This window comes from Streptomyces fructofermentans (genome assembly GCF_014651055.1).
GTDB classification, from domain to species: Bacteria; Actinomycetota; Actinomycetes; order Streptomycetales; family Streptomycetaceae; genus Streptomyces; species Streptomyces fructofermentans.
Genome location: NZ_BMWD01000043.1, coordinates 7667 through 27779 on the forward strand (window position 1 = coordinate 7667; position 20113 = coordinate 27779).

General features: G+C 69.7%; 16 protein-coding genes and 1 pseudogene. 9 read left to right on the plus strand and 8 right to left on the minus strand.

All coding sequences use genetic code 11. The features are described 5' to 3' along the window. Window positions 1-210: 210 nt before the first annotated feature. Window positions 211-3003: a glycosyl hydrolase gene (locus IE265_RS35405; RefSeq protein ID WP_190039881.1), complete on the minus strand. Its 2793-nt coding sequence runs from the start codon at window positions 3001-3003 to the stop codon at window positions 211-213. A 1119-nt stretch (window positions 3004-4122) separates the two neighbouring features. Here IE265_RS35405 and IE265_RS35410 point away from each other — a divergent pair. From IE265_RS35410 to IE265_RS39420, 3 genes are all read left to right on the plus strand, one after another. Further along, window positions 4123-7131 carry a 3-keto-alpha-glucoside-1,2-lyase-like domain-containing protein gene (locus tag IE265_RS35410; protein ID WP_190039882.1) on the plus strand — a complete coding sequence of 1003 codons (3009 nt, stop codon included), beginning with the start codon at window positions 4123-4125 and terminating at the stop codon, window positions 7129-7131. 384 nt (window positions 7132-7515) lie between these two features. Continuing rightward, window positions 7516-7935 (plus strand): nitroreductase family deazaflavin-dependent oxidoreductase, encoded by a 420-nt coding sequence (locus tag IE265_RS35415; RefSeq protein ID WP_229916920.1) that lies wholly within the window; start codon window positions 7516-7518, stop codon window positions 7933-7935. 325 nt (window positions 7936-8260) lie between these two features. Further along, window positions 8261-8437 carry a hypothetical protein gene (locus tag IE265_RS39420; RefSeq protein WP_190039883.1) on the plus strand — a complete coding sequence of 59 codons (177 nt, stop codon included), beginning with the start codon at window positions 8261-8263 and terminating at the stop codon, window positions 8435-8437. A gap of 80 nt (window positions 8438-8517) precedes the next feature. Here IE265_RS39420 and IE265_RS35425 read toward each other — a convergent pair whose 3' ends face one another. After that, on the minus strand, window positions 8518-9705 hold the full coding sequence (locus tag IE265_RS35425) for a zinc-dependent alcohol dehydrogenase (RefSeq protein ID WP_190039884.1): 1188 nt from the start codon (window positions 9703-9705) through the stop codon (window positions 8518-8520). 361 nt (window positions 9706-10066) lie between these two features. On the opposite strand from IE265_RS35425, the gene IE265_RS35430 reads away from it, so the two are divergent. Further along, window positions 10067-10636: a DUF2231 domain-containing protein gene (locus IE265_RS35430; protein ID WP_190039885.1), complete on the plus strand. Its 570-nt coding sequence runs from the start codon at window positions 10067-10069 to the stop codon at window positions 10634-10636. A 166-nt stretch (window positions 10637-10802) separates the two neighbouring features. On the opposite strand, the gene IE265_RS35435 is transcribed toward IE265_RS35430, so the two are convergent. Continuing rightward, the gene (locus IE265_RS35435) at window positions 10803-12026 is read right to left on the minus strand and encodes an MFS transporter (protein WP_190039886.1); all 1224 of its coding nucleotides are present in this window, start codon (window positions 12024-12026) and stop codon (window positions 10803-10805) included. Between the two features lie 471 nt (window positions 12027-12497). Between IE265_RS35435 and IE265_RS35440 the strand changes: the two genes are divergently transcribed. Both IE265_RS35440 and IE265_RS39525 read left to right on the plus strand, forming a co-directional pair. Beyond that, window positions 12498-13976 (plus strand): glutamate-cysteine ligase family protein, encoded by a 1479-nt coding sequence (locus tag IE265_RS35440; protein WP_190039887.1) that lies wholly within the window; start codon window positions 12498-12500, stop codon window positions 13974-13976. Between the two features lie 36 nt (window positions 13977-14012). Then, a pseudogene (locus IE265_RS39525) lies at window positions 14013-14634 on the plus strand (NF041680 family putative transposase); the annotation flags it as partial. A gap of 315 nt (window positions 14635-14949) precedes the next feature. Here IE265_RS39525 and IE265_RS39045 read toward each other — a convergent pair. After that, window positions 14950-15072, minus strand: a complete 123-nt coding sequence (locus IE265_RS39045; RefSeq protein ID WP_268255911.1) for a hypothetical protein — start codon at window positions 15070-15072, stop codon at window positions 14950-14952. A gap of 58 nt (window positions 15073-15130) precedes the next feature. Continuing rightward, window positions 15131-15253, minus strand: coding sequence for a hypothetical protein (locus IE265_RS39050; protein ID WP_268255912.1), 123 nt, complete (start codon window positions 15251-15253; stop codon window positions 15131-15133). Window positions 15254-15535: 282 nt separating this feature from the next. On the opposite strand from IE265_RS39050, the gene IE265_RS35450 reads away from it, so the two are divergent. Further along, complete coding sequence (locus tag IE265_RS35450) at window positions 15536-16465, plus strand: LysR family transcriptional regulator (RefSeq protein WP_373303101.1); 930 nt, start codon at window positions 15536-15538, stop codon at window positions 16463-16465. Window positions 16466-16709: 244 nt separating this feature from the next. Here the strand turns inward: IE265_RS35450 and IE265_RS35455 are convergent, their stop codons facing one another. Together IE265_RS35455 and IE265_RS35460 are read right to left on the minus strand one after the other, a co-directional pair. Further along, window positions 16710-17060 (minus strand): ribosome maturation factor RimM, encoded by a 351-nt coding sequence (locus IE265_RS35455; protein WP_190039889.1) that lies wholly within the window; start codon window positions 17058-17060, stop codon window positions 16710-16712. Between the two features lie 351 nt (window positions 17061-17411). Beyond that, window positions 17412-17582: a DUF5670 family protein gene (locus tag IE265_RS35460; protein WP_190039890.1), complete on the minus strand. Its 171-nt coding sequence runs from the start codon at window positions 17580-17582 to the stop codon at window positions 17412-17414. 564 nt (window positions 17583-18146) lie between these two features. Between IE265_RS35460 and IE265_RS38840 the strand changes: the two genes are divergently transcribed. Next, a complete protein-coding gene (locus IE265_RS38840; RefSeq protein ID WP_229916922.1) occupies window positions 18147-18314 on the plus strand; it encodes a hypothetical protein in 168 nt (55 codons plus the stop codon). A gap of 141 nt (window positions 18315-18455) precedes the next feature. Then, on the plus strand, window positions 18456-18851 hold the full coding sequence (locus IE265_RS35470) for a hypothetical protein (RefSeq protein WP_190039891.1): 396 nt from the start codon (window positions 18456-18458) through the stop codon (window positions 18849-18851). A gap of 296 nt (window positions 18852-19147) precedes the next feature. On the opposite strand, the gene IE265_RS35475 is transcribed toward IE265_RS35470, so the two are convergent. Continuing rightward, the gene (locus IE265_RS35475; protein ID WP_190039892.1) at window positions 19148-20005 is read right to left on the minus strand and encodes a DMT family transporter; all 858 of its coding nucleotides are present in this window, start codon (window positions 20003-20005) and stop codon (window positions 19148-19150) included. Between the last annotated feature and the right edge of the window lie 108 nt (window positions 20006-20113).

Sequence of the window (20113 nt, forward strand, 5' to 3'; positions counted from 1 at the left end):
GCGGTCCGTGGCGACGCCGTGCACTGCTGATCACCGGCGTACAGGAGACCAGGCGGGCGGGGCGGCGGCAAGAGCCTGAGCAGGGACGACGCACGTCGAAGGGGGAGCTTCGGCGGCAATGCGCGCATTCGTGCCGGATCGTGCTGCCGGGCGGTACGGGAGAGCCGGGCGGCGGGCAGCCGCGAGGCGCTGCGGCCCGCCGCCGGTCCGTCAGCTGTAGGGGATCACCAGCACGGACTTGTCCGTTCCGGTCTGGAGTCTCGACGTGGCGTTGCCGATGGCGCTCCAGACCTCGAGACGTACGGTCCCGCCGTCCAGGTTGCCGGGTGTGCCGGTGGACGATTTGAGGCCGCGTGCCTGTGTGTACTCCTCCCATCCGGAGACCGGGTCGGTCGCGAAGTAGTTGTATGTCTCGGTGCGCTCGAAGTCGCCGTTGCCGGTGAGGTCGTAGCTGACCCGCACCTGCTGGCCCAGCCCGACCGCGCTGCCCGCGTCGAGTTGGAGCTTGAACGCGGTCTGCGCGCCCGAGGTGAGTGTGCCGTCGACGCCGCGGGCCTCGTAGACGAGGGGCTGGTACGGGGTGCCGTCGCGGTTGGCTCCGCCGGCGGAGGCGATGGTGTCGCTTCCGGCGGTGCCGCCGGTCGCCGTGGTCAGCGTTCCGCCGGTGCGGAGTTGGAACGTGTTGCCGGTGGGCGGGTCGGGGTCCGGGTCGGGGTCGGGGTCCTCGGGGCTGCCCGTCCCGGTGCCGGTCGCGGTGGAACGGGCGGGTACGGAGAGGGTCTTGCCGTCGGAGAAGGTGACGGTGCGAGCCGACGCCGTGTAGTTGTGGGCGGCGTAGGTCCGGGTCGTCCCCTTGGCGAAGACGGCGGATGTGGGTATGTCGCCGGTCACGGTGGCGTCCGGGGCGCCGAGGGAGTCGAGGGTGTTGATCCAGTGGTAGGTGTGCGCCTTGGACTCGCCCTGCTCCGGGGTGTAGTCGGCGTGGCCCGCGTCCCACTTCGCCTTGGCCGTGGACGGGTCGGCCAGGGACTGGAACTCCCAGAGGATGTCGCGCCATTCGACGGCGGGGCCGCCGTTCTCGCGTTCCAGTTCCTGGAGATTGCGGCGGATCGCGGCCTTCTCCCCGCCGAGGTGGAGTGAACCGCCGGTCACGGGAAGGACGTTGATGCCGTGGATCTCCTCGGGGTTGGCCGTCCACCAGGTGGCGTACGCGGCGCCGCTGCCCCACACCATGCCGGCCGTGTCGTGGCCGAAGGTGGAGGGGAAGACCTGCTCGTCGGCGTCGAACCAGTACTGGGCTATCGACTCCGCCTCGGTGGTCAGCAGATAGGTGCCGAGGTCGCGCAGCGAGGTGTCGCCCGTTGCGGAGCCCCAGAGCACCAGGGCCGCGCTGAGGTTGGTGGACTCGGAGGACGACTCCTGGTTGTTGCCGGCTGCGAAGCCCTGGTGGCCGGAGGCCCAACTGTGGCCCGCGTAGACGTCGAAGCCGCGCAGGAAGGGGTACGCGGAGTCGGTCCGGCTCGGGTTGGCGGTGTCGCGGATCAGGGTCTTGACCATGCCGCCCCAGGCGGAGTCGGCCGCCCATGCCTGGTCGTACTGGGCGACGATCGCGGCGGCGTGGACGTAGTAGCTGTAGTGGAAGTGGTGGTCGTTGAGTTCGGTGTCGCTGCCGTACGAGGCGGGGTAGCCGGTGAGCGTCTTCCAGTCCTTGTCGTAGCTGAACTCGTTGGCGCCCCCTGCCGTGAACCAGTCCTGGAGCTTGCCCTTGAGCAGGCCGAGAAGGCGGTCGCGGATGCCGGTCTCACCGATCTGCTCGGCGACCGGCACGAGCGAGGCGAGGCGTCCGAGGGCCTTGCCCGTCCAGTAGGTGTCGGAGGCCGCTGAGAAGGGGTCGGCGGCGTTGACGACGTCGTTGAGGTAGCCGCGCAGCCGGGCGGTGTCCACCGCGTTGGTCTTGGGCAGCGCCGGAAGGGCCGCCGCCGCCTTCTGACTCGTGGCGAAGGTGGCGGACTCGCGGACCTTCATGGTTCCGCGGGGTGACACGTAGGTGTACGAGGTGAGGGCGTCGCTCGTGTTGAGCCACTGGTGGCGGTAGAGGGCCTGGAGCGTGCCGCGCTCGCTGCCCTCCTTGGCCTCGGTGGAGAGGGTGTACGTGGCCTTGACGGTGCCGCCGGTGTAGTTCCAGGTGACTTCCGAGCCGGTGACGAAGCTGTAGGCGTACTTCTTGAACGTCGCGAGTGCGCCGGTGGACGGCAGCACGGCGACGGAGAAGTAGTCCTTGGAGCCCAGGCCCGCGGTGACGGTGGACCCGGAGACGGTCCAGTCGCTGCCGGTCGGCGCGAAGAGGGCGTAGTGGTGTCCGGCGACGGTGATGCCGAGGGTGTTGCCCTGGTCGGCGAAGACCGTGGGTGCCTCGGCGGTGGTGACGCGGGCGTCGCCACCGGATCCCTTGGCGTATACGAACGGGGAGCCGTGGCCGATGGTCGTGCGCAGGGTGCGGGTGCCGTCGGACCACAGGGGGGTGACGGTCCAGTCCGACCAGTCGTCGGCCTTGGTGTCGGGCGAGTTGAGGCCGGCGAGTCCTACCGTGAGATCCCGCTTGTGGGCGTACTCGTACTGTCGGCCGTCGCCGACGACGGCGGGTGAGGTCGGGTAGCCGACGTCGAGCCCGCCGGCCGTGGCCTGGTAGGTCAGGGGGTGTCCGTACATGGGGGTGGAGTGGGGGTTGTCCCCGTAGCGCTGGAAGGCGAGGGAGGACCACCAGTCGTTGGTCGGGACGGGCCGGTTGCGGGCACCGGCGGTCAGTTTGGGCGTGACCGGCGTTCCGGTGTTGGTGGTGGGGCCCGACGTGCCGGCCGGCCGGGTGTCGGAGTAGCTGCCGGATCCGACGGGGATGGTGGCGGCGGCTGCCGGTGCGGCGGCGGGGCCCAGGCCGACGAAGGCGAGAGCCGAGGCCAGCAGCAGTACTACCGCTGGTCTGGTGGCGGTGGTGGGGGATCTCATGGGGCACCTCAAGTCTTCACAGACGGGGGGATTGAGAGCGCTCTCAGATGACCGGAACGTAAAGCTTCCGCAATGGCACGTCAATACGTTGAACACAAACGGCAGTTGACGGCGAAACCTGAGCCGGGCGGCTTTCGCGTCCCGACGGCTGGAGCGTCCGCGGGCCCCGAACGGACCGAGTCCCGTGGCAGGCGGTGCCGGGGCACCTTCCTGTGTGCGCGCGTCCGTCCCGTCGCCAGTGCCCCGGAGGCGCGGCATCGCGGACTGCCGGCCGTGTCGCGCAGTCGGCGCCGATCGCGGCCACCGGGTCCGAGTCGCTCGAATCCGCTGGTCAGAGCTTGTTTCTGGGCGGAATCCCGGCCGTGGCGTCGCCGCTCGGCACGCCGACGGTACGGGTGTCGAGGAGGAGTGGGAGTTCCGGCCCGGCCCCGTCGGTCGAGGGCTCCGCGGGAGCGGGTCCGCCTCCGTGGCGATCACCGTGCGAGTCGCTGCGTACCGGGTCGCGATGCGCCGGGCATCCGGTGCGAACCGCGGTGGATGGCCTACGCGATGTGAAATGAAGGCGACCCGGTACGGCGCTCCGGGTGCGTGCACTGAACGCGGGCCGCGCTACGAGCGCGTGGGCGCGATTTCATCGAACGGGCCAGGGGCGAGCGCCGTGTCGGAGGCCCGGCCGGGTGTGAGTGGGGGGCGGGCGAGAGGCCGGCGCGTGATGCGTGCCGCGGAACTGGTGCCTCAGCGTCGGCCAGTTGACGGGCCGGCGACCGTCACCCCATCCGGTTCCCGTACCTGCCGCTGCCCCTTCCCTGTGCCCGAGTCGTGTCCTGTCGTGTCGAAGGGTTTCGTGCCGGACCGTGCTCGGGCGCGGTGCGGCCTCCGGTTCGGCGCTGTCCGGTGGGCCCCGATCCCGCGCGAGCCGGTACCGTCGGGCCGCGCCCCGTACGGGTGTGCCCGCTGAACCCCCTTGCTGTACAGCGGACTTGGGGACTTTGAACTCTCTGATGACAAAGTATGGACAGCCTGCGCAGAAGTCTCCTACCTTGGCGGCGTAAGTCCACCCCACCGCAGCAGACCGGAGCGAAATTCGGCACGGTCCGGTCCCCGTCCGATGGAGGACCAATGCGCCCACGCTTGTTCCAGCGAACCCGAAGACACCTCATCCCCCTCATCGCCGGCAGCGTCCTGGTCGGCGGTGGCCTCGGGGCCACGCCGTCCGCCTCCGCCGCAGTCCCCGACGTCCCGCCCCAGGAACCCGGCATCACCCTGCGCGTCTTCGACGTACAGACGCCGCTGAGCAAGCTGTGCACCCTGAAACCGGGCCAGACCCCCAACCACGACAAGCTCATGCCGACCGTCGACTGGTCCTCCACGGCCGACTTCGGCGGATTCGGCGACAACTTCGTCTCCGAGGCATCCGGTTACCTCGACGTGCCGAGCAACGGCACCTACACCTTCCGCCTCACCAGCGACGACGGCTCTCGGCTCGCCATCGACGGTGAAACGGTGATCGACCACGACGGACTCCACGGCGCCGAGCCCAAGGACGGTGCCGTCCAACTCTCCGCCGGTCTGCACCCCCTGCGCATAGACCACTTCGAGCGCGACGGCGGGCAGCAGCTGACGCTGGCCTGGAAGCCGCCGGGAAAGGATGACTTCGCCGTCGTACCCCGTGAGGCGCTGAGCACCGACGCCGACGTCGTACGGGTCACCGCTCCCGGCCGCAAGGAGTGCGAGGCGAGCGGCGATTCCCCCGGTGACGGTCTGCCCCTCACCTCGGTGCGCCCCGACCTGACCCTCACCGACCTGCGACCGGAGGGCTTCGAACCGCAGGTCACCGGCATGGACTGGCTGCCCGACGGACGCCTCGCGATCAGCACCTGGGGCGGCAGCGACAACGTTGCCGGAGAGGTGTACCTGCTCGACGGCGTCACCGGCTCGACGAGCCGCGACCAGGTGCGCGTCAAGAAGGTGGCGAGCGGGCTGCGCGAGCCCATGGGCATCAAGTACGTCGACGGCTCGCTCTACGTGTCGCAGAAGCACGAGCTGACCCGGCTCGTCGACAAGGACCGCGACGAGGTCACCGACGAGTACCGCACGGTCGCCACCTGGCCGTACGGCAAGAACTTCCACGAGTTCGCGTTCGGCCTGCTCTACCGCGACGGCCACTTCTACGTGAACCTGTCCGTCTCCATCAACCTGGGCGGCGCCACCACGGTTCCGCAGCCCGCCCCGGGCCGCGGCGTGACGTACAAGGTGAATCGGAAGACGGGCCGGATCACACCTGTCGCGGGTGGTCTGCGCACTCCCAACGGCATCGGCTGGGGGCCTGGCGGAACCATGTTCGCCACCGACAACCAGGGCGGATGGCTCCCCTCCTCGAAACTCGTCCAGATCAAGCAGGACCGCTTCTTCAACCACTACACCGAGCCCGCGGGCCCGTTCGACGACAAGCCCGTCACCGAGCCGGTGCTCTGGCTGCCGCAGAACGAGATCGCCAACTCGCCCTCCACTCCGCTGCTTCTGAAGAGGGGTCGGTTCGCCGGGCAGATGCTGCTCGGCGACGTCACATACGGCGGCCTCCAGCGTGCCTATCTGGAGAAGGTGAAGGGCCAGTACCAGGGCGCCGTGTTCCGTTACACCCAGGGCCTCGAAGCGGGCGTCAACCGCATCACCCTCGGTCCCGACGGCGCGGTCTACGCCGGCGGACTGGGCGCGGGCGGCAACTGGGGCCAGGAGGGCAAACTCAAGTTCGGCCTGCAGAAGTTGGCCCCCAACGGCAAGAACACCTTCGACATCCACAGCATGCGGGCCGTGCCCGGCGGCTTCGACCTGAAGTACACCCAGCCGGTGTCCGCCGCCACCGCCGAAGCCCTGGCGGGGCACTACCGCGCCGAGCAGTGGCGCTACTCGCCGACCTCGGCGTACGGCGGCCCGAAGATCGCCGAGGAGAGCCTTCCGGTGCGTTCGGCCACGCTCTCCAAGGACGGCAGGACCGTCAAGCTGCGGCTGGACAACCTGAAGCCGGGGCGTGTGGTGCACGTCCGATCGGCACGGCCCTTCACCTCGGCCTCCGGCGAGCAACTGTGGAGCACCGAGGCCTGGTACACGCTGAACCGGACCCCCGGCAAGCAGCCGCCCCCCGCCACCCTGTACGAGGCCGAGGAAGCACGCCTCACCGGCACCGCGGGCATCAACACCGACCACGCCGGCTACTCGGGCAGCGGCTTCGTCGACCGCTACGCGACCGAGGGCAAGGTCGCCACGACCTTCGACGTGACGGTCGCGAAGGGCGGCACCTACGACGTCAACCTGCGCTACTCCAACGGGCCGAACCCGTTCCAGGGGACCAAGTCCCTCTCGCTGTACGTGAACGGGACGAAGGACAGGCAGACGAAACTCGCCTCCACCGGCGACTGGGACACCTGGTCGACACAGACCGAGAGCCTGGTCCTGCGCGCGGGACGCAACACCGTCTCCTACCGGTACGAGGCGGGCGACACCGGGCACGTCAACCTCGACCTGATCACGGTGCGACCCCGTGGAAAGGCGGTCGGGCTCTTCGACGGCACGGCGTCCTCGCAGTCCAACTGGCAGCACACGGACGGCAGACGGCTGAAGTGGCCGCTGACGGACGCGCAGTCGATGGAGGTGTGCTGCGGCGACATCCGGACCATCGACGCGTACCAGGACTTCCGGCTGCACGTGGAGTTCCGGGTGCCGTTGCTCCCGGACGACGTCACCGGACAGGACCGGGGGAACAGCGGGATCTTCCTCCAGGACCGCTACGAGCTCCAGATCCTCGACTCGTACGGTGACACCACGCCGGCCACCAACGAGGCGGGAGCGTTCTATCTGAAGCGGTCACCCGACAGCAACGAGGCCACCGCGCCGGAGACCTGGCAGTCCTACGACATCGTCTTCCGCGCGGCTCGCCACGAGGACGGCCGCAAGGTCGAGGACGCCCGGGTCACGGTGGTGTGGAACGGCAAGAAGGTCCACGACGACGTGGCCCTCGACGGGCCCACCGCCTCTGGCAGGGCCGAGACCCCCGCCGCGGGGGCGATCCGCCTCCAGGACCACGGGAACAAGGTCCGGTTCCGGAACATCCGTATCGAACCGCTCGGCTGAGTTCCGTGCCCAGGCCGGTCGGTGGGCGACGCGCACCGCCCGGCCCGGGCCACGGGAGTGCGATACGGACGACATCTCAAGGATCGGCGGGCGTCGAGCGAACCTTCCGGCGGGCGATTCCGTATGTGAGTGCGGTCTCGGGGCACATGACCGGGGCCGTCACTGGACGAGATCGATCAGCCGGGAGGTGTCGTGCCGGACCAGCAGCAGCCGGAGCGGGCGGGGCAGCGGAGCGAACCGCCGGAGCCGGGGCGCGAGCGGGCCGGGCGCCCGGAGCGGACCGCACCGGCCGGGAGCGCCGGGCCGTCGTCGCCGGAGGGGCCCGAGCAGACGGTGCCCCTTCCGTCGGAGCCCTTGCCGTCGGGGCAAGGGGACGAGACGCCCGTGGACAGCCCGACGGGTTGGGTCGCGGCGCACATCCGGCGCTACGACAGCAGCGGCGGGAAGGAGGGGCAGAAGTGGTACGGGCTCGACACCCTGCTCCTCACCACCCGCGGCCGCAGGTCCGGCGTGCTCCGCCGCACCGCCGTCATCTACGGCCGTGACGGCGGCAACCTCGTCGTGGTGGGCTCCAACGGCGGGAAGCCCGAGCACCCGCTGTGGTACCTCAACCTGGTCGCCTGCCCCGAGGCCCACGTCCAGGTGGGTGCGGAGCACCTGGGCGTACGGGCCCGCACGGCGACCGCCGAGGAGAAGCCGCGGCTCTGGACGCTGATGACGGGGCTGTTCCCGCAGTACGCGAGCTACCAGAGGGCGACCACCCGCGAGATCCCCGTGGTGGTCCTGGAGCCGGTCTCCACGTGACGGCGAAGGGGGTGGCTGCCGTTTTCAGTGATCCGTCGGGCGTGGATCGGCCGCGGGATGCGCGGCTGCGCGGCCGCCGGCACCCAGTGGCCCCGTGGAGGTGAAGGACGTGCGGGCGAGCGTGCGATGGGCGAAGCGCGCGACCGCGCTCGGCACCGCCGCACGCACCGCCTGAACGGCCGGGAGCCGGCCCGGGACGTACACGGTGGAGGCACGCCGTTCCACCGCGGCCGCCTGTCGTACGGCGACCGAGCCGACGGGGTAGATCCTCCTGGCGGGCCCGGGCATGTGCGAGCGCAGTTGGCTGGGCCCTCAGGACGTCGCCGTGGGAATCGCGTCTCTGAACTGGTCGGACGCCGACATGATCCGCAACGCGGACCAGCACGCGGTTCTGCGCGAGGGCCAACCGCGCACCGCGCCGGGCCAGTTGCCGGGCGGTCGCCTCGCCCAGGCCGCGTGCTGCCCGGTCACGACGGCCACCCGGCCGTCCAGAGGTCGTTGAGGCTTCATGTGCGCACCTTTCTGAGCCGTGGCGATCGCGGGCAGTGGTCGTCCGCGTCGGACGGCGCATGCCGACGGCCGTCAGGGGTTGAACAGGACCTTCACCGCGCCGTCCTGCTTCTTCTGGAACATGGCGTAGGCGTCGGGGGCCCGGTCCAGCGGCAGGTGGTGGGTGGCGAAGGTGTCGACCCCGAGCGGGTCGGCGTCCGTGAGCAGGGGGAGGATGTCATCCACCCAGCGCCACACGTTGGCCTGGCCCATGCGCAGTTGGATCTGCTTGTCGAACATGGTCAGCAGCGGAAGCGGGTCGGTCATCCCGCCGTAGACGCCGGACACGGAGATGGTGCCGCCGCGGCGGACGAGGCTGATGGCCAGGTGCAGGGCGGAGAGGCGATCGACGCCGACGCGGCGCATGATCCGGGCGGCCAGTCTGTCGGGCAGCAGGGTGGTCAACTGTTGGGCGGCCTTGGCGGCTGTGGTCCCGTGGGCCTCCATGCCCACGGCGTCGATGACGGAATCCGGGCCGCGCCCGCCGGTGAGGTCGCGGACTGCTTCCACGATCGCGTCGCCGTCGTATTCCTCGAGGTTCAGGGTGTGTGCTCCGCGCGCCCCGACCCGGTCCAGCCGCTCCGGCACGAGGTCGATTCCGATGACCTTTCCCGCACCACGATGGGCGGCGATGCGTGTGGACATGTCCCCGATCGGCCCCAGGCCCAGCACAGCGACGCTGCCACCCGGGGGAATGGCCGCGTACTCGACTGCCTGCCAGGCCGTGGGCAGGACATCGGACAGATAGACGAAGCGGTCGTCCTGAGGCTCCGGAGGGACGGCGATGGGCAGCGTGTTCCCGAACGGAACGCGCAGGTACTCGGCCTGCCCGCCGGGTACCTGCCCGTACAGCTTGGTGTATCCGAACAGGGACGCGCCGGAGCCGTATTCGTGGACCTGGGTGGTCTCGCACTGCGACTGCAGCCCCTGCTTGCACATGAAGCACGTGCCGCAGGAGATGTTGAACGGTACGACAACGCGGTCGCCGGGTCGCACGTTCCTCACCTCGGAGCCGACCTCCTGGACGATGCCCATCGGCTCGTGCCCCAGTATGTCGCCGGCGTCGAGGAAGGGACCGAGAACCTCGTACAGGTGCAGGTCGGAGCCGCACAAGCCGCTCGTGGTCACTTTGATGATCACGTCTGTCTGATCTCGAATCGACGGATCGGGAACCGTGTCGACCCGTACGTCCCCCCTGTCGTGCCACACCAGTGCCTTCATCGCATTCTCCTCAGGCGCGCCGTATGCCGGCCCCATCGCGGGGGGCATGCGTCGGCCACCCGCTCACGTGCGACGGAGGGCCGCGCTTCGACGAGTACCCGTGGTGCCCGCTTGACGCACAAAGACCGAAATGAGCTTTTGGGCGGGGTGGGGGGCAAGACGGCGCGTAGGAGGCGATCCGGCTGTGCCAGTCCGGTGTCCGGGAAGGCCGGGGTTCGGTCCGGGCGGCTCTCACGGCAGTCGGCGGCAGCGCAGGGGCCGCTTCCGTCCCGCCGGGTGGCCGGAGCCACGTGGCTGGGTGTGCTTCGAGGGGTGCTGCCGGATCCGTTTGCCCTGTGTGGTGACGGGGACTCGAGTGCCTATGAGCACAGTGCCCTCTCACCCGGTGGAGCAGAACCTGATCCCGTGGCTCCTGGAGCGCTTGGAACAGGAGGCGGGGGCGGATCCGCTGATCGACGCGCTTCGCACGCGGATACAGTCCGTGTCCCTGGGACGTGTCCGTGACGGCCTGCGAGGAAAATGGGTGGGGCATCCCGTCCATCCCCTGATGGTGCAGGTGCCGATCGGGAGCTGGCTGTCCGCGGCGGTCCTGGACCTGTGCCCCGGCCGTTCGAGGGAGGCGGGTCTCCTGATCGGCGTGGGGCTGGCTGCCGTCGGCCCGGCGGTGCTCACGGGAGCCGTCGACTGGGCGGAGCTGGGACAGCGGCAGCAGCGAGTGGGAATCGTGCATGCCCTGGCCAACACGATGGCGGCGGGCTTGTACGCCGCCTCCCTCGTGTGCCGGGTCAAAGGACATCCGACGGCAGGCCGGGCCTTCGGATTCGTGGGTCTGACGGCCGTCGGAGCCGGGGGTCTGCTGGGCGGGCACATGACCTTTCACCGGGCCGACGGCGCCGACCACGCGGAAGAAGCCCTGGACGTCCTTCCCTGAGCCGGGCGTCGCCCACCGGCCGTGGTCGGGCTCGAGCGAATGGGCCCGCAAGCCGGGAGCGCGTGGCATCGGCCTGATCCTGGGCCCGCTGTTCAACAGGGCGCGGTCGGGGACGCGCTGTTCCACGCCCCGGCGCCGGGGCGTGGAAGCTGGACGCCGCTCCGGGCTACGTCCGCCGTGACACGGCGATGGCGTCGGCGGTCGTGGATGTCTCTGGCGAGGACGAGGTGACCTTCTCCGACCGGTCGCCGTCCCGATCCATGAGGCTTCCCGTGAAGGCGAGGCCGAGGCCTGCCACGGCCAGGGCCGCGCCGACCAGGTTGGGAGCGGCCCAACCCCAGCCCGCGGAGATGACCAGACCGCCGAGCCAGGCGCCGCCGGCGTTGGCCAGATTGAAGGCGGAGTGGTTCGAGGCCGCGGCCATGGTCGGAGCGTTCTTCGCCTTGGCCATGAGGAGCATCTGGACCGGTGTCGTGATGAGGGAGCCCATGGCACCGATGAACGCGATGGTGATGAGGGCGGGGACGGCGCTGTGGACGGTGAAGTAGAACGCGACCAGGGCGGCGGCCAGCAGGACGAGTCCCGCGTACAGCGTCGGCCGCAGCGCGCGGTCCGTGAGCGGGCCGGCGAGCAGTGTGCCCGCGGTCATGCCGACGCCGTAGAGCGCGAGCACGAGGGTGGTCGATGAGTCGGAGAAGCCCGTCAGGTGCGTCAGCATGGGCACCAGGTAGCTGTAGACGGCGAAGAACCCGCCGAATCCCACGACGGCTGTGGCCAGGCCGATCGCGACCTGCCGATTGCCCATGGCGCGCAGCTCGTGCCGGACGCCGGACTGCTGCCCGCGGGGCTGGTGAGGGACGAAGAGGGCCAGCGTCGCGAGGGCGACGAGGCCGATGGCGGTGACCGCCCAGTAGGCGGAGCGCCAGCCGAGCTGCTGGCCCAGTGCGGTGCTGGCGGGGACGCCGATGATGTTGGCGACCGTCAGCCCGAGGAACATCTTCGACACGGCGCGTGCCGCGCGGTCGGGGGCGACCAGCCGGGAGGCGACGACCGCGCCTACACCGAAGAGTGCTCCGTGGGGCAGGCCTGCCAGGAAGCGGGCGGCGAAGAGGAGGCCGAAATTGGGGGCGAGCGCCGAAGCGGCGTTGCTGATCACGAACAGTCCCGACAGGAGCAGCAGCAGCCGCTTGTGGGGTATGCGCGCACCGATGCCTGTCAGGACGGGGGCGCCGACGACGACCCCGAGCGCGTAGGCGGAGACGAGGTTGCCGGCCTTGGGCACGGACACGCCGACCCCGTCGGCGATCTGGGGCAGCAGCCCCATCGTGGCGAACTCGGTGGTGCCGATGCCGAACGCGACGACGGCCAGGGCCAGGAGTGCCAAGGGCATGGTGCGGGAGCCTTTCAAGGACAGCAGTCCGGTAATGGGAGGCGAGGGCGGGTCCGGAACTATGTCCGGTCCTCGTGTCCCGTCGCGCTGAGCACCATTGCCCGGCAGCCCCAGATCGGACGCAGCCTACCCAGTCCGGGCGTCGTCTTGCACAATTCATGCACATTTTCGAACTAAAACCGACATCACGGTTGATGTGGTCCCGGCGGCGGTCCCGGTCATGTCGAGCCCCATGACCCAGGATCGGTGGCGGAGGCAACGCGGCCCGGCCGCCGGGTCCGGCGTGGGAGCCGCCGATCGCCGCGCTGGCGCCGGCGAGGGTCGTGGACGAGCGGGGGACGACGTCGACGGTTTCCGGATCGTCCGCCCCGGCCTCGGCCACCGCGGGCAACCCGGTCCCGCATGGTCGGACCCGCCCGGTGGTGCGACGCTGTAGGTGAGAGGTATCCGTGGGGCCACCCGGGAGGGCCGATGGGACGCGACGTTCCGGCGCTGATCTTCACCCGCGAGGACCGTCGCCAGTACCGGACGAAGATGCAGGACTGCCTCGACGCCCTCGCGCAGATGCTGCGCGAGTCACGGTTCGACGCGGAGCGGCCCCAAGTGGGCCTGGAGATCGAGCTGAACCTGACCGACGCCGATGCCGAGCCCGCCATGCGGAACGTCGAGGTGCTCGAGGCCATCGCCGATCCCGCCTGGGACACGGAGCTGGCCCGGTTCAACCTGGAGATCAACATTCCGCCCCGGCGGCTGACCGCGGGCGGCCCCGACGCGTGGGAGGACGAGATCCGGGCCGCGCTGAACCACGCCGACGAGCGGGCCAGGAGCATCGGCGTGCATCTGATCATGGTGGGGATCCTCCCCACGCTGCGGGAGAGCGACATCGGTCTCAAGGCACTGTCGGAGAACCCGCGCTACCACCTCATCAACGAGCAGGTGTTCGCGGCCCGCGGCGAGGACCTGCTGATCGAGGTCGACGGCGTGGACCGGCTGAGGACCTACGCCGACACGATCACGCCGGAAGCCGCGTGCACCAGCACGCAGTTCCACCTCCAGGTCTCACCCGAGGACTTCGCGAGCTACTGGAACGCGGCGCAGGCGATCGCCGGCGTCCAGGTCGCGCTGGCGGCCAACTCGCCCTTCCTGTTCGGCAAGGAACTGGCGCACGAGACCCGCATCCCGCTCTTCGAGCAGGCCACGGACACCCGCCCGAAGGAGATCAAGACGCAGGGAGTACGGCCCCGGGTCTGGTTCGGGGAGCGATGGATCACCAGCGTCTTCGACCTCTTCGAGGAGAACCTCCGCTACTTCCCGGCCCTGCTGCCCCTGTGCGAGGACCAGGACCCCGCGCAGACGCTGGATCGGGGGGACACGCCGGACCTGTCCGAACTCACCCTGCACAACGGCACCATCTACCGGTGGAACCGTCCCGTCTACGACGTCGCCCGGGGCAGACCGCACCTGAGGGTGGAGAACCGTGTGCTGCCCGCGGGACCGACGGTCGCCGACACCCTCGCCAACGGCGCCTTCTACTACGGCCTCACCCGCGCCCTGGTGGACGAGGACCGGCCCGTGTGGTCGCGGATGTCCTTCTCGGCCGCCGAGGACAACCTGCACGCCGCGGCACGGCACGGCATCGACGCCCGCCTCTACTGGCCGGGGGCCGGAGAGGTCCCCGCACCCGAACTCGTCCTGCGACGCCTGCTGCCGCTCGCGCACCAAGGACTGGAGCGCTCGGGCATGGACGCGGCCTGGCGGGAACCGCTGCTCGGCATCATCGAGCAGCGCTGCGTCACCGCACGCAACGGCGCGGTCTGGCAGAAGGAGCTCGTGCACCGCCTCGAGGACTCGGGCCGCTACAGCCGTGCGGAGGCGCTGCGGCGCATGACGCAGCAGTACATCGACTACATGCACCTCAACGCGCCGGTCCACACATGGCCGGTGGACTGAGCTTGTTCCTTGTCGTCGGGCCCGGTCGTGTGGGCACTCTTCAAAGCCGGCTACGACGCGATGCGCCTGGCCTGACTCCTGTCCGACCTGCCCGTCGAGCTGGTCGGACGCCTGTGCTCCGACCGCGTCCCGCGACTGGCGAAGGCGCCGCGCGTCTACGACCCGAACGGCGGCCGGCCACGCAAACACGGACCGGAGGTCCGCCTGGCGAAGCCGGAGACCTGGCCGGAGCCGACGGCGGTGACCATGAAGGACACGCCCCGCTACATCAAGGCCGAGGCCCGCGTCTGGGACCGGTCCACGCCCGGCTCACCCACCGCTCGGCCTGGATCGAACTGGACGGCGAACTCCCTCTGGTGGAGGGCACGTTGATTCGTCGCAAGTCGTTCCGCTCGCAGCCGACCAGCGCAAGCCCTGGGAGAAGACCACCCGCACCGGCACCGCGCTCACCCCGACCCGCGTCCGACGTGGGTTCAGAAGCATCCGCCCTCGCCTCGGCAGTCAGGCCCGTGCACCCAAACCCACCCGGCCGGGGCCAGGACGACCACCCCGCTCCAAGAACCGGCACCCCGCCACCCGCTACGACGTGGGCAGGACCGTCGAGCGCCCCGAGTCGCTCGTCGCTCTGCCTGACAGTCGACGACAAGGAACAACCTGAGCTGAACGCGCAGGTGTGGCTGCCCGCCGACACCAGCCGCCGACCGCGCTCGATCGCCGCCGGCACCGGCCTTGAGCCGGAGCAGGTCCTCGCCCAGCTCGCCGACCGGGACACGCAAGACGCCAGCCGCCGGCTGACAGCGCGGCCCGCTCCTACGCTGATGGTTTCGGGGCGCTTCGCGGAACGCGTGCGGTGCCCCGCACCCTATGGTCGGGTCCGGTCAGCTTCGGACTGGCCCGCGCTGAACGAGGGCGAAGGGCCCGCCGGCGAGCTGACGGACCCTCAGACACAGTCGAGCCACTGGCGATGGCCCCTTTACGGCACGCCCGGCGTGCCGCCGCAGCAGGCGACGGTCCGGGTCTGGTCGGCACCGGCGAAGGGTGCCACCGCGAGCACCGCAGCCAGTGCCACGAAGAGGCCGAGTACAGCTTTACGCATCACAACTCCTTGTCGAGGAGGAAACCTTGGTCCAGCACTTCCGTCGGCGAGGGCCCCGTTACCCGTGGCCGGGCATGCCGCCGCAGCAGGCGACGGTCCGGGTCTGGTCGGCACCGGCGAAGGGCGCCACCGCGAGCACCGCGGCCAGTGCCACGAAGAGGCCGAGTACGGCTTTACGCATTAACTTCTCCTCGTTGAGGGGGAATGTTGTCCAGCGCTTCCGCCGACGAGGGCCCTTTGTCGGGAGCGCCCGTGCCACCAGCAGGCGACAGTCCCCGGGCGTTGCCGGAGGAAGGGGTCACCAACCCTGTTCCGAACTGGTGGACCGTCAGGCTGATCACTGACGCCGTCGACTATCACACGGCCAGCACAGGGGTGTCATCGGACCAGGGGCACAGGATGCCTGGCGATCGATAACATGCCCGTTATCGCAGCAGGTTGGAGAGTGAAAGGGGGCTTCTCCGTGGGGGTGTCCGCATCGAAGGAACCGAGCGTTCATCAGCTTCGGCTCTTTCTCACGCTGAGCCAGGAACTCCATTTCGGGCGTGCTGCCGCGCGCCTGTTCATCACGCAGCCGGCACTGAGCCAGCAGATCAGGGAGCTGGAGAAACGCCTCGGGGTACGCGTGGTGGAGCGCACGAGCCGGACGCTCACGCTCACCGAGGCAGGGCAGGTCCTGCTCCCCGAAGCCCGCGCGGCGGTCGCGGCGGTCGACCGGCTGCGACGCGTAGCCGACGCGCAGCTGCGACAGGTCTCCGGACGACTCGTCGTGGGAACCATGGGAGCCGAGGCATCCATGGCGCACACCCGTGCCGTACTCGGCCTCCTGCAGGACCGCCACCCCGAAACGGCCGTGCGGCTGGTCAACCTCGCGTTCGGCGACCACCTCGCCGCGCTGGCACAGCAGGAGGTCGACGTGGTCTTCGTCCGCCCTCCGGTGACGGACGACATCGAACTCCACCACCTGGCCACCGAGCCACGCGTGGCCTGCCTGTCCACCGGGCATCCCCTGGCGATCCTGCCTCGGCTCACCCTGGCTCAGCTCTCCGGCGTTCCGGTGGTCGACATGCCCGAGCAGGTTCCGCGACTGTGGTGGGACTTCTGGGCGGTCGATCCCCGCCCCGACGGCAGCCCCGTCCTTTATGGGCCGGTAGTCACCGACATGGAATCGCTACTGCACACGGTGGCCGCCGGAGAGGCAATGTGCTTCCTGCCGAAGGCCGCCCGTGAGTACTTTCCACGCGCAGGCATCAGATACATCGACGTGGTCGATCTCACCCCCTCCACATCCGCCCTCGCCTGGCTGCGGCGAAGGCGTTCCGAATCCACCATCAGAGCCATCCGGCACGCTGCACAAGAAGCCACGATCCGGGGTTACGGCGAAGCCGTCTGACGCTTCTGTGGCTTCGGGGTGCCGCAAATTCGATAGATGGCGCACAGCGCCACCAGCCATGGAGCGTCACAGTTCAGGGGTTCCGGCGCAGCTTCTGCCGGTGTCCGTATCGTCGCTCTGTGTGACGGCCGACGACAAGGAATGACGGAAGCAACCCTCGCAGGCGGGCGGGCCGCCGCATGAGAAATGGGGCCGGGCGGAGAGGTCTCCGCCCGGCCCCACGCTTTTGGGACGCCCCGCGAGGTCAGGCGCGCCGGTTCCGGTAGTAGCTGCCGAGCTCCTCGTGGTAGCCGGCGTCGCCGATGTGCTTGTCCTTGTCGAACTCCGGAGAGTCCTTGATCTGCTCCTTGGTGAGGTCGACGTGGATCTTCCGCTCGGCGTGGTCGATGGTCCTCACGGTGCCGGCGGGGAGCAGGACGTGCTTGCCGAAGATCCACACCCCGGTGTCGACGACGAGGTACGAGGAGTTGACGTCGTCCGAGTGCTTGTCGACCTTGCCGACGCTGCCGTCGGTGGCCTCGACCTTGAATCCGATCAGGTCGGTGCCCGCGATGTGGCCGGTGGCCGGCTGGTAGCCCCAGATGTTGTCACTCATAAAACGGCTCCCTCATCGAATTTCTTCATCCACGGTTCAACGGCCTGTTTCGCAGTCGTCCTTGAACCGCGGGTGCAATTGGCGCCATCGGGTTCCGTGACGCTTCCTCGAAGGGGTGGGTGCCCCGCACTCCGGAGCCCACACGTCCATGTCGAGGGGAATGCGGATGGCCGGAAGTACCGTGCTGGAGGCCATGGTTCCCGGCGTCACGGCACCTCCGGCCACCACCTCCGGCTACCCCGAATCAAGCGGCCCACCTGTGGTCTTCCGTGCGTCGCGGGGCTGCAACACGGGTGGGCCCCGGCGCCGACGGCGCCGGGGCCCACCCGGGATGGTGCGATGTGCGCATGTCTACCAGCGGTACCAGCGGCCCCGCTTGCCGCCACTGCTCGTGGGGCGGACCACGAAGCCCAGAAGCCACAGCACCAGCACGATGATGGCAATCCACCACAGTGCCTTCAGCGCGAAACCGGCACCGAAGAGAATCAGGGCGAGCAGGAGAACCAGAAGAATAGGAACCATGTTTATCAACCTCCGATCCCTCGGGTGCCCCGCGAAAGGATCTCCACTCCTGCGGATCTTATGGATGTTTTACAGCGCCCCCGCAAAATGAACCTTTCCCTCGCAGAAGTGCAGGAAAGGTGAAAATGGGTCGACAGGGGCTCAGCCTGGATTCGCCGACCCCGGCCACCGCCGCCCGATCGGCCCTGCGTCTGATCGCAGTACGATCACTGGCCGTCGGGTCTTTGCTCCGCGACGTGGCTCGACAGCGCACACGGGACATGCTCGCGGCGGCCGAGGAACGGATGGACATCACTCTTCCTCAGGACCTGCGGGCGTGGCTGCTGCAGAGCATCTGGATTGTCCCGAAGAGGACGTGGACGACGACGCGGCATGCTGCGGCTTCGCCGGGTTCCCGGACGAAGGCACCTTCTTTCTGGGCATCCGGGCGCTGGAGAAGCTCTACGCGAACCGCTCCATGCCTGGTGGATTCGACCCTCCGGACCAGCCGGACACCCGTTCTGGCGCAATGAGTGGATCCCGTTCCTGTCGGACCAGGACGGCTGGTCGGGCAAGTTCGTCGACGTGCGGGACGGACGAGTCGGCCGGTGGGTCGTGGGTGAGATCACGATCACGGGTCAGTACGAGTCACTGGCCCACTACTTCGACTCCGTGGCGGACACGCTCACGAGGATCGCCGATGGCGACCATCCGGTCCGCGAGGTCTCCGAAGGACGACTCGTCCGGTCGTGAGACAACGTTGCTCCGCGGTTGCACCTTCGTGCGCCGACAACGGGCGTTGTCCGGCCGCCGGAGCCTTCAGTCGTTGCATACGGGGAAGTTCGGGTACCCGAGGCGGACGACAGAACCGACGGACGAGCATGGGACAGCGACATGGCGAAGACGAAGGCATCCGGTACCACGCATCCCAAGGCCGCTTCGGCGGCAGGCAGGGCCGCGAAGAGCGGTGGGTCGAAGAGCAGCAGGAAGGCCGCCGCGAGCGCACTGTCGCAGACCTCCGGCAAGGCGGGTACGGCTGAGGCGAGGACGACTGGGTCCGGCCCGGCTTCCGACGCCGGCAAGACGGTGCGGGCGAAGAAGCCGTCCAAGTCGGAGAAGAGGGCCGCGGCCAGTGCGCTGGCACAGTCCCCGGCCGCCTCGTCGCGCAGGCCGGGCAAGAAGGCCCTGACCGCCGCCGCCAAGGTGCTCGCCGACAAGAAGTCGACCAAGGCGAAGCGTTCCGAGGCCGCGAGCGTCCTCGCGCAGGCTGCGGCGCACGCGCTGAAGTAGCGCGCGGTCGAGGCCTCGGGCCCGTGGTCGCGTCCGGGTGGTCGGCGACCGGATGGTCGCGGAGGGGTCGCCGCATCAGATCCTGGAAGGCCGGCAAGGGTCGGCGTCTGCTCCGCCGCGTGGTGGTCGGTGCCCTGTGAGGCGGGCGTCCGGACAGGGCCGCTCCGCCTCTCGGGCCGACCCGGGGCGAGCGGCCCTTTGACGGTGCGGGCTTCGACGGGGTCCCGTTCCAGTTCCGGATGCCGGCGGGCGGTCGTACGCGGCCGACTCGATCTGGAAGGGCGTGCCCCGGCCTGTCAGCGTGCGAGTTCCCCCACCTGCGGCACCACGCGGGTCAGTCTCAGGACGCCCCACAGGACGAGGCCGGCCCCGGCCAGTTCGGGCAGCAGCCACCAGCCGCTGCGGACGGTCTCGTCGAAGAGGAAGACGCCGAGGAAAAGGCTCACCGTCGCGTCGCCGATCGTCAGCGCGGGCTGCGAGGCGGCGAGCGGGCCCGCCTGCAGGGCATTCTCCAGCAGCAGTACGGCGCCGATGCCCGTCACGACGAATCCGTACGTCTGCCATACGGAGAGGAAGGCGACGAAGCCCTCGCTCTCAAGGGTGCCCATGGACGACTTCAGGAGCGCGGCGGTGAGGGCGTTGCTGATGGCTGAGGCCGATCCCAGCACGGCCGCGCGGAACAGCGGCGGGCGTGAGGGGCGCGAGACGGCCACGGCTACGGCAACGGCCGACAGGCACAGGATCAGAACCGGAATCCAGCGGCTCATGGGGGCGGCCACCTCCGCTCCCGACGGGTCGGCGGCGACCAGGACCAGACCGAGCCCGGCCACGACGCCCGCCACGGCCCACCATCCCGCGCGGGGCAAGCGGCGATGCAGCAGCGGAACGGCGAACATCAGGGCGAACGGGAGTTCCAGGATGAACAGGGGTTGCACCAGTGAAAGGGGGCCGTTCAGCAGCGCGAGGGCCTGGAACAGCGCTGCCCCGGCCACACCCGCGATGCCGACCAGCCATGCGGGCTGCCGCGCGAGTTGGAGGATGAGGCGCAGTCCACCGCCCTGGGGGATCCGGGCGGCTGCCTTGCGCTGGAACACCGTACCCACGGCATTGCTCGCGGCTCCCAGCAGGGCGAACAGTACGGCCAGCGCGATCACTCCACCACCATGCCCCGGTGCAGGTGGCCGCGGCATCCCGGCTCGCCCGGCCGGAGGCCTGACTACGCTGAACCGGTGAGGTCCCGACAGTGGGATGCCGGCCGGGGG